We start from the raw sequence: 13,192 nt of genomic DNA on the forward strand, positions 1-13,192 counted from the left end.
GCTTTTGTGGCTAAGTATCCGGTCTTTTCTATACAGACGGCCACACCTTTAATGTCAACGTTGCACCTGTAAATACGGCATAGGTTTTAGCAAATACCCATTCGCCTAGATTTATGTACCGGCTTGTGGCCGAAACGGCTAGATCGAGCGGCAAGTGGCGATGCCCGAATATGTAAAAGTCGTGGTGCAGCTTCGCTTCTACTTCCCGGCAATATTGCATCAACCATTCCCGGTCTTCGCCTAAAAACTGCTCTTCTCCTTTTTCCTGATTGCTGGCCCGACTCCGTCGCGACCATGCCTGCGCCAGTCCGATTCCCAGATCGGGGTGTACCCAGCGAAATAACCCTCGGGCAAGCCCACTTTCAAACACCGTTTTAAGACGCTTATAAACGAAATCACCAGGCCCAAGGCCATCCCCATGCCCTATCAGGAACTGCTTATCCCCTATTTTGTATCGCCGTGGATTGCGATAAACAGGAATACCCAGTTCGTGCGTGAAATAGTCATTCATCCACATATCGTGGTTGCCCGTAAAGAGAATGATACGTATGCCGGCGTCGGTAAGCTCAGCCAGTTTTCCCTGTAATCGAATAAACCCCTTCGGAATACTATGTTTGTATTCGAACCAAAAGTCAAATATATCCCCAACCAGAAAAATAACATCGGCATGAGGCCGGATCGATTCCAGCCAGGCAACAATAACTTTTTCCCGTTCCTGGCTTTTCTCGATTGAAGGCGTACCAAGGTGAAAATCGGAAGCAAAATAAACATGACGGCCCGGAGCCAGGGAAATAGTTTCTATATCAGACATCATACGGTAATTCTGCCGTAAAATTACGCAACGATTACCGTTCACTCAGTGGACTTCTGTACCTGTTCGTAAAAAAGCCTTTATTATACCATCATACATCCCGGCAAACAACGATACCTACCATTACCTTACAGGATGAAAATAGGGAGTTTTGACAAAAACATCCTGACATCTAATCTGGTATTTAAGAAAACGTTAATTTTGGCTTTTCACAAATCATCTCATGAAAATCAAATCACTGATACTGGCTTTCCCTGTACTATGTTTAGCCTGCAGCAGCCCAAGCTCCACCTCCGATCCCGCAAACCAAATTGACGCTAGTCCAATTTATGCAAAGAAGGTCGTTGGTGTTGATGCCCTTTCAACCGATGCCAATTACGATGAACCCTGCAACATTCTGGGAGAAGAGTATGTTCGTTCAACGTTCAATTTAGACGAAACAGCTAAACTGGAAGAAGTTCTTGAACATGATGGCTGCGAATTTGAATGGGCCGGCAATAAAGTTCTGGTTTCGTTTGGTGGCAAGCGCCCTTATTCGTCAATCTATCTTGCCGAATACACGTTTGATAAAATGTATCAGGGTAAGCCCTCTATCGCTGCGACAGAGCCTGTAGAAGTAGAAGCGACAGCCGATTCGGTATTGAACGGTCCCAAAACAGAAGGCACTAACGCAGAAACATCTGCCTCAGAAACTGTTTCTGAAGAAGCCAAGCATACGACCGACGACAAGCAACCTCAACATGGCGGTGTTTCGGCGGCAACTCCTCACCTTACCAAACCTGCGGTCACGAAAGGCTCTTTTGAAGCTGTTTCAAACGTTGGCGACAAAGCGGTCTGGAATGCCTCTACCGGCGCGATGCACGTGCTTTATAACAATCACATCATTAATGTGACGGTCGAAACGAAAGATAAAGCCGAAGTACGGAAAGAACACGCACAGAGTTTGGTAGAAGTACTGATCGATAAAATTGCCGAGAACGAATACGTTAAGCGGTTGTAATAGATAAAACTCAAAAAAAGGTCGCTGTGAATGCCACGGCGACCTTTTTTTATGTTAAATCCAGTGCTCTTTTTTAGTAGTTAAATGCCTGCGAACTCTTAGTTATTGACGATGAAACCAACTAATTTACACAAGCTTCTTATCTGAGGCAGCTAGAAATAACCTATACCCATGCACGAACTACCTGGAAGAAGAAAATTTGTACACGTTATCACTAAAGCCGCAGGTATGTCATTACTTATGCCGGGTCTTAGCCTTGGTCAGGATACAGCGCTCAGCCAACAATCGTTTACCGTTGGTCAGATCATGGACTTGATTATAAAGAAAATTCCAGGTGCGCCCTTCCCCAAAACGGTCGATACATTAAAGTCGGGAAGTTCATCCCAAAAAGTGACCGGCATTGTTTCTACGATGTTTGCGACGGTAGAAGTCATTGAAAAGACTATTTCGCTGGGCGCAAACTTCATCATTGCTCACGAGCCGACATTCTATAACCATGCTGACGACACCGACTGGCTTGAAAGCAGTGACGTTTTTCGCTACAAGCGTGATCTATTGAAAAAAAATGGAATTGCTCTTTGGCGCTTTCATGATTACGTGCATTCGCTCAGCCCCGACGGCATACAAGCAGGTATGTTGGCAGCTTTAGGCTGGAAGCAATACGCAAGCGCAAGAAATCTGCATGTACTCACAATGCCCGCTACACCCCTCAGCCAACTCATTAACCACGCTAAAGCCAAGTTAGGGATCAAAATGGTACGGGTTGTAGGCGATCCGTCGCAGTCGTGTCAGCGCGTTTTACTGATGCCGGGTGCTGCTGGCGGACGCAGTCAAATTACCGTCATCGAAAAAGAAAAGCCTGATGTTATTTTTTGTGGCGAGTCCAGCGAATGGGAAACGCCAGAATATGTTCGGGATGCACGTCGCCAGGGGAAGAAGTTGTCGTTGGTTATCCTGGGTCACATAATGAGCGAAACCGCCGGTATGGAATGGGTAGCATCTTGGCTAAAGCCTCAATTGCCAGGCGTCAAGATAACTTATGTCCCGTCCGGGAACGAGTTCACTTATTTGTAAGAAAGCTTGGCCCCTTAAACCGACAGATAAGGCAAGTACGGCTCTAGTTTGCCTGTATCCCGAAAGGCCGACACCTGATGCAGTTTATTGTTGTAGGCATCGTAGCGAAGCTCGACGTAAAAATCGCGAAGGTTGTAGAGAAGGAAAATGTTTTCCCCTTCATACCGGTTTGCGAGAATGTCGCCCGTAAAATAAAGGGTGTCGAGTTGCTGGTCGGCAGATAGGCTGGTAAAATCGGCAGGTTGCATAGGCATACGGGGTTGACAAGCGAAATAAACAAAAAGCGGGCGACCCACCAAATGAGCCGCCCGACTTTATATATCACAACAAAAACAGCAATAGAATACAACTAAAACATTATCCTGATTAACCAATTATAATACAGTGCACTTATGGCCTATATCAGTTGGCGTTGAATTATATAGTTTTATCCGATTTTTACTTCCCGGCCCGTTCGGGCTGCCTGATAGATAGCCTCCACAATTTTTATATCCCGCAGTCCTTCTTCACCCGGCACCATCATTGGTTTCTTGTTCATAATGGCGTGGGCATCGTCGTCCATTTGCATTGCTTGTTGCATAGGCACTTCATACGGATGCTCAATTTTCCCTCCATTGCTCCAGAGCCCGTTCTGGCCGTTGTAAGCTGAGTAAGGCTCCATACGCAAGGTGCCTTTGCTGCCTGTTACGTCTAAAAAATTCATGTTCATGCCGTAGCTTGACTGAACGGCCGCCCGCGCCCCACTCGGAAAAATAAGCTGTGCCATTGATGTTTCATCAAGACCATTCTTATAGACATCGGGGCGTGCCGTGTACTGTTGCGCCGTCACGGCAATCGGTTCCTCGCCCGTTGCCAGCCGCGCTCCCTGCAACACATAAACGCCCATATCGTACATGACACCACCCCCCATTTCTTTCTTCTGTTTCCAGTGCGTTGTGCGGTTGTCGTAATAACCCGCCGAGCAGCTAACCATCTGGATTTTACCGATTTTACCCTCTCGAAGCCCCTTCACATATTCCTGCGTGTTCGGCTCGTGGTGAAGCCGGTAACCAACCGCCAGTGAAACTTTGTTTTTAGCACAGGCATCAATCATATTCTGGCATTCTTTCGCTGTAACGGCCATTGGCTTTTCAACCCAGACATGCTTCCCGGCTTTGGCTGCCCGCACTACGTATTCTTCGTGCATGGATGGGGGTAACACCACATAGATCACGTCGATATCCGGGTTATTGGCGATCTGGTCGAAGGTTTGGTACGAATAGATATTCTTGTCGGGAATATTATACTGCTTTTTCCATTTTTCAGCCTTTTCGGGTGTCCCTGTTACGATACCGGCGAGGTAACAATTTTTGGTTTTTTGAAGGGCCGGGGCAAGCAGGTCGGTGCTGTAATAGCCCAGGCCAACCAATGCCACACCAAGTTTATCTTTAGCGGGTTTTGTACCAGCCCAAACTACAGAAGGCGAAAGCGCTGCAGCAACGCCGGTAAGCGCGGTTGTATGCAGGAAAGTTCTGCGAGACGTCATTGTATCGTTCATGTTAAAGGTTCAACACCTAAAGTTCAGTGTTTCTGTGTTATGTTTCAAGTACAAATCTCGAACCCACCCGATAAGCTTTTTGTTGAAAATGGGGGCTATCCATTAAGAACCCCCTATTTTTGCTCCATGTCTAAGAACGTCAATATCGGTTTAGTGCAGATGAGTTGCTCGGCAGATGTCGAAGCAAACATTCAGAAAGCCATCAGCGGCATTCGCGAAGCCGCTCAAAAAGGTGCTCAAATCGTTTGTTTACAGGAATTATTCACGTCGCTGTATTTCTGCGACGTTGAGGACCATCACAATTTTAGTCTGGCCGAAGCGATTCCAGGCCCATCGACCGACCGTCTGGCGCAGTTGGCAGGTGAGCTGGGCGTTGTCATTATAGCTTCGTTATTTGAGAAACGTGCGCAGGGGCTGTACCACAATACCACGGCGGTTCTGGATGCCGATGGAACATACCTGGGGAAATACCGGAAAATGCACATTCCCGATGATCCCGGTTATTACGAGAAATTCTACTTTACCCCCGGCGACCTTGGCTACAAAGTTTTCGATACGAAGTTTGCCCGCATCGGCGTATTGATCTGCTGGGACCAGTGGTATCCCGAAGCAGCTCGTATTACTGCTCTGATGGGTGCTGAAATCCTATTTTACCCCACTGCCATTGGTTGGGACACGAACGAGCCAGACCCTGCCCAGAATACAGAACAATATAATGCCTGGCAAACAATTCAACGGAGTCATGCCATTGCCAACGGCGTTCACGTAGTGGCCGTTAATCGGGTGGGGCGCGAGGCCGATCAGCAGTTCTGGGGCGGGTCGTTCATAGCGAATCCATTCGGAACGCTACTATATCTGGCGCCCCACGATGAAGAGCTTGTACACGTTCAGACGGTTGATCTGGCCCTTTCCGAAAAATACCGTACTACCTGGCCTTATTTCCGCGACCGCCGGATTGATTCGTATCAGCCCATTACGAGACGGTACATTGATCAGGAATAAATTGGCTTACGATGTACAGTATAAATTGGGCATACGGTCGGCCCAATAATCATTCACGATTTAGTTTAAATCGTAAACACAACTAGTTTGAAGCCAGTTATGAAATTACTTGCCTTAGGTTTTTTGGTCAGTTTGGCGGGTACTGGCTATTGGTATTGGCAGTCAACAGCAGCCACTACAGTTGATGCCGTGCACTTGCAAGGGCCAATTCCCGCCCAAACGACACTTGCACCCACGCCCCGATCCCGCTTTACACCCACGCCCAGTACACGAAAAGGATTTTACAGTCTCGACATAGTGAGTGACTTTTCGATCCCCTCTACTAAAACTATTATATTCTGCGGAGCGGGTCGTAATCTGCATGTGCAGCAGGATCGTACAAAAATCTTCAGGCGTGGTTTCTCGGCCGTTGATCAAAGCCGAATGGTATCGGGCGTTGAACTTTGGCGTGACGGCTTTCCGCAAAATGGCTGGAAAAGTGTCCTCCAACCCATCCAGCGTGCGTTAATCGTTTACCGGGGTTATTTCAGGGATGCGTTCAGTCTAGGCTGGGCAGAAAACAGCGAAAAAGCCACTGAGACAGTATATCGCACTGCCCCGGTCGCGGCTGGTGCGCGACCGGGGCCTGTCAATCGAAACACCTTGTATCAGGCCTCGATGGAGTTAAGAGGAGGCTGTGTTGGCTTTGGTGACTGTTCGCCCAGTGGCATGAAAAGTACGTATGGATTCATTGTTCTGGACATTGAAAACGATGGCACTAGTTTAGGAAACCGGCAGGAACAGGCTAACCTGTACACCTATATGATTAAAATCCTGAAGGAGAACGCCAGTCCGCAAACGCTGGTGGGTTCCATTGCGCCAGTCCTGCACAATAGCGTTGGGTACTCAAGAGCCGAAGACTACAAAGCTACTGCTGATTGGCTTTGGAACACCCCGGCGCGTCATACAGCCAGCAGCCGCCAACGGGGCATGCCCGATGACATTGTGGGTAAATCTTTTAGTGATTATGCCGATTTTCAAATGCCCGGCACCTACTACGTTTATCCTGACTTCGACTACTCGATCCGGCACAATGGCGATAACGACCGGCATTGGTTAGCAGCCTTGTTGGGTGAGCAGGAGGTCAACATGAAACTATCGCCCAAGAAGCGAATTGCCTGGCAATGGCTATTCAATACGCAGAGTGAACTGCCCAACAGTGCTCAGGCTGAGCATCCTGCTCCGCCAGCCGTAGCCGAGGGCATGGGTATTTTTTACTGGTTTACGGGCGCCTATGGCGTTTTGTTCTGGGATGACCACACCGACTTGATACCAGATCAGCCCTCTCCCACCGACCCAAATGCCAAAGGGGTTGGCAATGACCGGAACTATACTTGTTATGAGCATTATGTACATGGGCTCTGGCGGCTTTTCAAGCACCATAGCGACTTGTTTAACGGCCGGGAAACCTACCTTAATGAGGCTACCGAATGCTCGTACGATAATGGCCAAACATGGTACAAATACAACGCGAATCAGATTAAAACCCACGACGTGCCTTTTGTACGGGCCATTGTCAATGGGGATCAGATTCTGATTGCTGCGACCAAAGCGTATGCGCCGTCGAATCAAACCAATAAGGTGATGATGCGCTATGTTCAGAACGGCTATACGTTTTACACGACGTTAACCCTGAAAGGCGATGAAATTTACCTCGGTCGGGCTACTATGAATCGGGACAAGAAATCGTAATCTAGTAACTGGCAGGCATTTGTAGTGAGTGCTATCAATTAGTGAAGTTGTTTAAACTTTTCTTTTTTTAGTATAAACAAGATGTTTTTTGTCATGGCTCCGGCCACCCGGTCCGACGCAGGAGGAATCTTCGGTGGGTGGGCTAATTTTCAACCTACTGAAGATTCCTCCTGCGTCGGACCGGGTGGCCGGAGCCATGACAAATTCAGCATTGTAATAAAAGTTTTAACAGCTTCAGTATTTAATATTACCTACCGTCAATTAATTATTTTTTAGTATGAATCTAGGTATCGAAATAGGCGGAACAAAATTGCAGCTGGTGACGGACGATGGAAGCGGCAACATTGCCCAGCGTTTCCGTTATGCTGTTGATCCCGAGCAGGCTGCGGAGGGTATTCTAGCGCAAATTGCTGCCACAATTCAACAACTCCCCAAACCACCGGCAGCTATCGGTGTGGGCTTTGGTGGGCCGGTCGACTGGCAAACGGGTCGTATTGCTGCCTCACACCAAATTGGCGGCTGGGCTGGTTTTGACCTGGCAAGCTGGCTTCGGGAGCAAGTACCAGGCGTCATTGTGCACGTAGAGAATGACGCCAATACAGCCGCTCTTGGCGAAGCTCGTCAGGGGGTAGCTACCGGATTTAAGCACGTCTTTTACGTTACCCTCGGTAGTGGAGTTGGTGGCGGAGTGGTTATCGACAGACAACTTTATCATGGAGCAATGCCCGGTGAAGCCGAAATTGGCCATTTATGGCTCGTTCCACCCAGTGATCACCCAGACAGCACGTCCATTCCGGGCACCTCCATGCCAGGCCAAACGATTGAGCAAACCGTATCGGGTTGGGCAGTTGACCAGCAGATTCGGGACCTTCTGCCCCAACTGCCTGACGATTCAGCCTTAAAAATAGCCGTACAACAAGCCCATGCTTCGGGTTCTGTTGGTAAAGAAGCCCGTTTTCTGCATCCGGCATATGAGGCCAGTGACCCCGTTGCCAAAATGTTGATTGAACAAATCGGTACGGTGCTGGCGCTGGGACTTTCGCACGTTACCCATTTATTTCACCCGGATGCAATTGTTCTGGGCGGAGGTCTGTCGCTTATTGGCGAACCCTTACGAGCGGCCGTACGTCAGGCCCTCCCTCGCTTTATCATGAAATCATTCCAGCCCGCACCACTCGTATTACTCGCCAAACTGGGCGAAGATGCTGTGCCCGTTGGTGCACTTGAATTAGTGAAGAATGTAGAATGAAAATTACATTTCTATGAATACGAGCCACTAAATTCATTTTTCATTTTACCTTATACATTTTCATTGTCTAAATCCCTATGAACCAGCCTTACTTCCAGACGTATATTGACAGGCAGAAAGAGGTTTATGATGCCATCCCGATTGACCGGGTTGAGCACATCATTAACCTTATCAAAAAATGCTGGGAAGAAGATCGGCAGTTATTCGCCTTTGGAAATGGCGGTAGTGCCTCCAACGTCTCGCACTTTATCACGGACCTTGGCAAAAGCGCATCAGACAAAATGGGCCGACGCTTTCACTGCATGTCGCTCAATGAAAATGTTTCGTGGATTACTGCCCTGGGGAATGATTACGCCTACGAAGACATTTATATGCGGCAGCTTCAAAACTATGCTCGGCCTGGCGATCTGGTGCTAACATTAAGCGTGAGTGGCAACTCACCAAATGTCGTAAAAGCGGTAAAATGGGCCAATGATAATGCGCTGACGACCATAGCCCTTGTGGGTGGAAAGCGCGGGCAACTCGCCGACCTCGCTCATGAATCAATCGTTATTCAGGATGAACACTACGGCCGGGTTGAAGACGCCCAAATGACTATCTGCCACATGCTGTGTTACGGGTTTATTGAATCGTAATGCTGAGCCCGCACCGACAATCCTTTGTCGGTGCGGGCTCAAGATCAACTATACCGGTCGTTCCGCCAGGGGTAGGCCGTGTTGGAATATCCACGCTCTTCCCAAAACCCGAGCTGGTTTTTAGCCAAAAATTCAATCCGTTTAATCCATTTCGATCCTTTCCAGGCATACAGCTGGGGGGTTATCATACGCAATGGTCCCCCATGTTCGCGGGTTAGGGGGTTCCCATCGGCCGTATGAACGAGAAGCACATCGGGCTTTAGAGCCTCTTCGAGCGCAACATTCGTGCAATACCCATCGTAGCCATAGCACATGACATGTGTAGCTGAACCCTTGGGATCAACTAAAGCGGCCAAATCCATAAATCGAACCCCCACCCAGGGAACGTTGAGTCGCGACCATGTCGTGACGCAATGGAAATCGCTGGTATCTTCAACCTGCGGCAGATCCATTAGATCGTCCCACTTAAGCCGAACAGGATTATTTACCTCACCATCAATATTTAGTTGCCACTTATCGAGTGGAATGGCAGGCTGATACCCCAAATCCAGAACCGGCCACTTTGCGGTAACAGTTTGCCCAACCGGAACAGCAGGCATACCATGCCGGTTAGTGGGGCCGCTACCACGCGGTTTTTCCGGCCCGTCAATATGATCTGCCATTGAAGGCGTCTGGGCCATTTTTTCCTCAAATCGACGCTTGAGTTTCATGCGGGCCTCAATGATTTTATCGGTCTTTTCGTTAGCGTCCATCGTATGCTTTACAGAAAAAATGGCTTTTCTTTTTTCCTATAAACCGCAATTTTTGTCTTGTAGTTTTAGGGAAGCGAAAAACTAACGGGATAGCGCCGGTGCGTGCTTGTCTAATACTAAATCAGTCACTAAAAGCTTCCACCATCAGTAACTTCTACGACACCCGCACGTAGCTTCCCAGCAGTTTTACCTCGGCAGAATGGTGATTCAGAATTTCGTGTAAATCGGGGTCGCTGGCGTGCCCTTCGCATTCAAGCAGAAACCAATACCGGAAAGTCGCCCCATCGCGCAATGGGCGGCTTTCTATTTTAGTAAGGTTGATGTTTCGATTGTTGAACTCCTGTAAGAACTCGGCCAGTACCCCCGGCGACTGGGTGTTGGGCAAGCGGGCAATCAGGGTAGTTTTATCATGACCACTGGGCTGATTCACAAAATCTTTGGCCAGAATCAGAAAGCGTGTCCGGTTCAGGTCACTGTCTTCAATGTTATCGAACAAAACGGGCACATCAAACAACTTAGCGGCTATGCCCGAGCAAATGGCTGCGGCATATGGCTGCTGAGAGGCCAGTTTAGCCGCTTTCGACGTTGATTCGACGGGTATCATCTCGGCCTTTAACCCATCGAAATAATCATTAAGGAACCGGCTGCATTGCCCAAAGGCAATATCTTTGGAATAGATGTGGGTAATATCAGCCAGATTTTCGGCCTGTGTGGCAAACGTAAAATGAACTGGAATCTTAATTTCCGCTACAATACGCAGGTCTTTTTCAAGCAACAGATCAATGGCTTCTTCAACAACGCCCTCCTGATTATTTTCGATGGGGACAACACCAAATCGTACCCGACCCGTTTCGACACTCTCGAAAACTGACCGAATTGTTGGCAATGCCATATAGGTGCTCATAGCCCCAAACCGGCTTTCGGCGGCCTGGTGTGTGAATGTTCCTTCTGGGCCTAAGTAAGCAATTCGTTCGGGAAGTTCCAGATTACGCGAAACGGCAAATATTTCCAGAAAAATAGCCTCGATCGCCGGGCGGTTCAACAGGCCGTTATTTTGCTCGTGAAGCCGATCCAGAATTTGCTTTTCGCGTTCTGGACGGTAAATAACTGTGTTCGTTGTACGCTTTAGTTCACCCACCTTGCGGACGAGTTCCATACGTTGGTTAAGCAACGCCAGCAATTGGTCGTCGAGGGTGTCAATGTCGTTACGGAGAGACTCCAGAGTCATAAAAAAAGTCAGTAAGTCGGTCAGTTAGCAAGTCAGTTGGTTAGCCACATACACCCGCCAACACACAAACTTAGCACTTACTGACTTACCGACTTACTGACTCACCGACTTTTCTATACCAAAGCTACATCGTCAACATCTTTTTCGACCCGCAAATTGTCGATAATGAAGCGTTGGCGGTCAGGCGTGTTTTTACCCATGTAATAGCTAAGCAACTTAGGCACTGATGTTTCTTTTTCCATAATAACCGGCTCCAGGCGCATATTCTCGCCAATGAACAGGCCAAATTCATCCGGTGAAATTTCTCCTAAACCCTTAAATCGGGTTATTTCGATCTTCTTACCCCCCTTGGTCAATTTGTCGATACCCGCCTGTTTTTCTTCTTCCGAATAACAATAGGTGGTTTCCTTGTGATTTTTTGGATTTCGAACCCGAAACAAGGGTGTTTCGAGAATGTACAAATGGCCATTCCGAACCAGGTCGGGGAAAAATTGCAGAAAGAACGTTAGCATCAGTAATCGAATGTGCATGCCGTCGACGTCGGCATCCGTAGCAATTACAATCCGGTTGTAACGCAGCCCTTCGAGACCATCTTCAATATCTAAAGCGTGTTGAAGCAGGTTAAACTCCTCGTTTTCATACACTACTTTTTTGGTCAGACCAAAGCAGTTCAGCGGTTTTCCGCGCAGGCTGAATACGGCTTGCGACTGCACGTTCCGCGATTTTGTAATGGAACCACTAGCCGAGTCACCTTCAGTTATGAACAGTGTAGACTGATACCGGTCTTCGGCCTTCAGATCGGGCAGGTGATTACGACAGTCACGTAATTTTTTGTTGTGCAAGCTTGCCTTTTTGGCACGATCATTCGCCAGTTTTTTAATACCGGCAAGTTCCTTTCGTTCCCGCTCCGACTGTTCGATGCGCTTTTTAAGGGCTTCCCGTACAGCCGGGTTCATGTGCAGAAAATCGTCCAGGCGTTCTTTAACGAAGTCCTTAACGAACGAGCTCACCGATTGAGCGTTCGTTTCGGGCGACATATTCTGCGAACCGAGTTTTGTTTTTGTCTGTGATTCAAAAACGGGTTCCTGTACCCGAATACTAACAGCGGCAATGATGGATGACCGAATGTCTGATACCTCGTAGTTTTTATCGAAGTGTCGACGAACCGTTTCCACAACAGCCTCTTTGAGCGCGTTCAGGTGCGTACCGCCCTGCGTCGTGTATTGGCCATTCACAAACGAGTAGTATTCTTCGCCATATTGATTGCCGTGCGTCATGGCAATCTCAAGATCATTCCCTTTCAGGTGGATGATTGGATAGCGCAGCGAATCTTCGTCTTTCTTGGTCTTATCGCGCAGCAGATCGAGCAACCCGTTTTGCGATATATATTTTTGTTTGTTGAACGAAATGGTCAAGCCTGCATTCAGGTAGCAGTAATTCCAGATCATATTCTCTAAAAACTGAGGAATGAAATGAAAATGCTTAAATACAGTATCATCCGGCTCAAAGCAAATGAGGGTTCCGTTACGTTCATTGGTAATTTCCTCGCCCCGCTGCTTCAGTTCGCCCCGTTCAAACTCAGCCCAGACTGTACGACCTTCCCGAAAAGCCTGCACACGAAAATAAGTCGAAAGAGCGTTAACCGCCTTAGTACCGACACCGTTAAGACCAACCGACTTTTGGAAAGCGCCGGAGTCATATTTACCGCCTGTGTTAATTTTGGATACAACTTCAACAACCTTACCAAGTGGAATGCCCCGGCCATAGTCACGAACCTCGACCCGGTGATCAGTCACACGAATGTCAATGATTTTACCAAAGCCCATAACATGCTCATCAATGCAATTATCGACGGTTTCCTTTATTAGTACATATATGCCATCATCGGCGGCTGAGCCATCGCCAAGTTTGCCAATATACATACCCGGTCTAAGACGAATGTGCTCGCGCCAATCCAATGACCGGATACTATCTTCGTTGTATTGAACAGACTGATTCAGCAATTCTGCCATGTGTAATTATTAACTAAAAGACTAAAAGAGACTACCCGATGAACTAGCCACCAAAATTTAACATCGGAAAAATTATACCCTGATTTAATAAGGAGTCAAAACATCCCATACAATACGAAACTGTTTATAATCCAACAAAAGTTCGCTTACTTTGCCGACTG

12 protein-coding genes are annotated in these 13,192 nt (G+C 47.9%); 6 read left to right on the plus strand and 6 right to left on the minus strand.

Going from position 1 to position 13,192, the window contains the following annotated elements; translation table 11 throughout:
• Positions 1–28 precede the first annotated feature (28 nt).
• On the minus strand, positions 29–811 hold the full coding sequence (locus CWM47_RS20130; protein ID WP_100993971.1) for a UDP-2,3-diacylglucosamine diphosphatase: 783 nt from the start codon (positions 809–811) through the stop codon (positions 29–31).
• 223 nt (positions 812–1,034) lie between these two features.
• Between CWM47_RS20130 and CWM47_RS20135 the strand changes: the two genes are divergently transcribed.
• Both CWM47_RS20135 and CWM47_RS20140 read left to right on the plus strand, forming a co-directional pair.
• Entirely contained in the window at positions 1,035–1,811 is a 777-nt protein-coding gene (locus CWM47_RS20135; protein WP_100989994.1) for a 6,7-dimethyl-8-ribityllumazine synthase, read from the plus strand.
• A 171-nt stretch (positions 1,812–1,982) separates the two neighbouring features.
• The gene (locus tag CWM47_RS20140) at positions 1,983–2,885 is read left to right on the plus strand and encodes a Nif3-like dinuclear metal center hexameric protein (protein WP_100989995.1); all 903 of its coding nucleotides are present in this window, start codon (positions 1,983–1,985) and stop codon (positions 2,883–2,885) included.
• A 14-nt stretch (positions 2,886–2,899) separates the two neighbouring features.
• Here CWM47_RS20140 and CWM47_RS20145 read toward each other — a convergent pair whose 3' ends face one another.
• Complete coding sequence (locus tag CWM47_RS20145) at positions 2,900–3,133, minus strand: hypothetical protein (protein WP_100989996.1); 234 nt, start codon at positions 3,131–3,133, stop codon at positions 2,900–2,902.
• Positions 3,134–3,312: 179 nt separating this feature from the next.
• Entirely contained in the window at positions 3,313–4,410 is a 1,098-nt protein-coding gene (locus CWM47_RS20150; protein ID WP_100993972.1) for a Gfo/Idh/MocA family protein, read from the minus strand.
• Between the two features lie 138 nt (positions 4,411–4,548).
• On the opposite strand from CWM47_RS20150, the gene CWM47_RS20155 reads away from it, so the two are divergent.
• The 4 genes from CWM47_RS20155 (at position 4,549) to CWM47_RS20175 (ending at position 9,039) form a co-directional block, all read left to right on the plus strand.
• Positions 4,549–5,424, plus strand: a complete 876-nt coding sequence (locus CWM47_RS20155; RefSeq protein WP_100993973.1) for a carbon-nitrogen hydrolase — start codon at positions 4,549–4,551, stop codon at positions 5,422–5,424.
• 99 nt (positions 5,425–5,523) lie between these two features.
• Positions 5,524–7,155: a hypothetical protein gene (locus tag CWM47_RS20160; protein ID WP_100989997.1), complete on the plus strand. Its 1,632-nt coding sequence runs from the start codon at positions 5,524–5,526 to the stop codon at positions 7,153–7,155.
• Positions 7,156–7,432: 277 nt separating this feature from the next.
• Complete coding sequence (locus CWM47_RS20170; RefSeq protein ID WP_100989999.1) at positions 7,433–8,404, plus strand: ROK family protein; 972 nt, start codon at positions 7,433–7,435, stop codon at positions 8,402–8,404.
• A 77-nt stretch (positions 8,405–8,481) separates the two neighbouring features.
• Entirely contained in the window at positions 8,482–9,039 is a 558-nt protein-coding gene (locus CWM47_RS20175) for a D-sedoheptulose-7-phosphate isomerase (RefSeq protein ID WP_100990000.1), read from the plus strand.
• A 44-nt stretch (positions 9,040–9,083) separates the two neighbouring features.
• Here the strand turns inward: CWM47_RS20175 and CWM47_RS20180 are convergent, their stop codons facing one another.
• From CWM47_RS20180 to CWM47_RS20190, 3 genes are all read right to left on the minus strand, one after another.
• Positions 9,084–9,791 carry a molybdopterin-dependent oxidoreductase gene (locus tag CWM47_RS20180; RefSeq protein WP_100990001.1) on the minus strand — a complete coding sequence of 236 codons (708 nt, stop codon included), beginning with the start codon at positions 9,789–9,791 and terminating at the stop codon, positions 9,084–9,086.
• Positions 9,792–9,945: 154 nt separating this feature from the next.
• Positions 9,946–11,019 (minus strand): prephenate dehydratase, encoded by a 1,074-nt coding sequence (gene pheA / locus CWM47_RS20185; protein ID WP_100990002.1) that lies wholly within the window; start codon positions 11,017–11,019, stop codon positions 9,946–9,948.
• Positions 11,020–11,132: 113 nt separating this feature from the next.
• Positions 11,133–13,031 carry a DNA topoisomerase IV subunit B gene (locus tag CWM47_RS20190; protein ID WP_206170532.1) on the minus strand — a complete coding sequence of 633 codons (1,899 nt, stop codon included), beginning with the start codon at positions 13,029–13,031 and terminating at the stop codon, positions 11,133–11,135.
• Positions 13,032–13,192 lie beyond the last annotated feature (161 nt).

It is taken from the genome of Spirosoma pollinicola (assembly GCF_002831565.1).
Classification (GTDB): Bacteria; Bacteroidota; Bacteroidia; order Cytophagales; family Spirosomataceae; genus Spirosoma; species Spirosoma pollinicola.

What these genes read in the sequence shown, in the direction of transcription:
- CWM47_RS20130 (WP_100993971.1), bottom strand. Translation starts at nt 811, where the DNA reads ATGTCTGATATAGAAACTATTTCCCTGGCTCCGGGCCGTCATGTTTAT.
- CWM47_RS20135 (WP_100989994.1), top strand. Translation starts at nt 1,035, where the DNA reads ATGAAAATCAAATCACTGATACTGGCTTTCCCTGTACTATGTTTAGCC.
- CWM47_RS20140 (WP_100989995.1), top strand. Translation starts at nt 1,983, where the DNA reads ATGCACGAACTACCTGGAAGAAGAAAATTTGTACACGTTATCACTAAA.
- CWM47_RS20145 (WP_100989996.1), bottom strand. Translation starts at nt 3,133, where the DNA reads ATGCAACCTGCCGATTTTACCAGCCTATCTGCCGACCAGCAACTCGAC.
- CWM47_RS20150 (WP_100993972.1), bottom strand. Translation starts at nt 4,410, where the DNA reads ATGACGTCTCGCAGAACTTTCCTGCATACAACCGCGCTTACCGGCGTT.
- CWM47_RS20155 (WP_100993973.1), top strand. Translation starts at nt 4,549, where the DNA reads ATGTCTAAGAACGTCAATATCGGTTTAGTGCAGATGAGTTGCTCGGCA.
- CWM47_RS20160 (WP_100989997.1), top strand. Translation starts at nt 5,524, where the DNA reads ATGAAATTACTTGCCTTAGGTTTTTTGGTCAGTTTGGCGGGTACTGGC.
- CWM47_RS20170 (WP_100989999.1), top strand. Translation starts at nt 7,433, where the DNA reads ATGAATCTAGGTATCGAAATAGGCGGAACAAAATTGCAGCTGGTGACG.
- CWM47_RS20175 (WP_100990000.1), top strand. Translation starts at nt 8,482, where the DNA reads ATGAACCAGCCTTACTTCCAGACGTATATTGACAGGCAGAAAGAGGTT.
- CWM47_RS20180 (WP_100990001.1), bottom strand. Translation starts at nt 9,791, where the DNA reads ATGGACGCTAACGAAAAGACCGATAAAATCATTGAGGCCCGCATGAAA.
- pheA (WP_100990002.1), bottom strand. Translation starts at nt 11,019, where the DNA reads ATGACTCTGGAGTCTCTCCGTAACGACATTGACACCCTCGACGACCAA.
- CWM47_RS20190 (WP_206170532.1), bottom strand. Translation starts at nt 13,031, where the DNA reads ATGGCAGAATTGCTGAATCAGTCTGTTCAATACAACGAAGATAGTATC.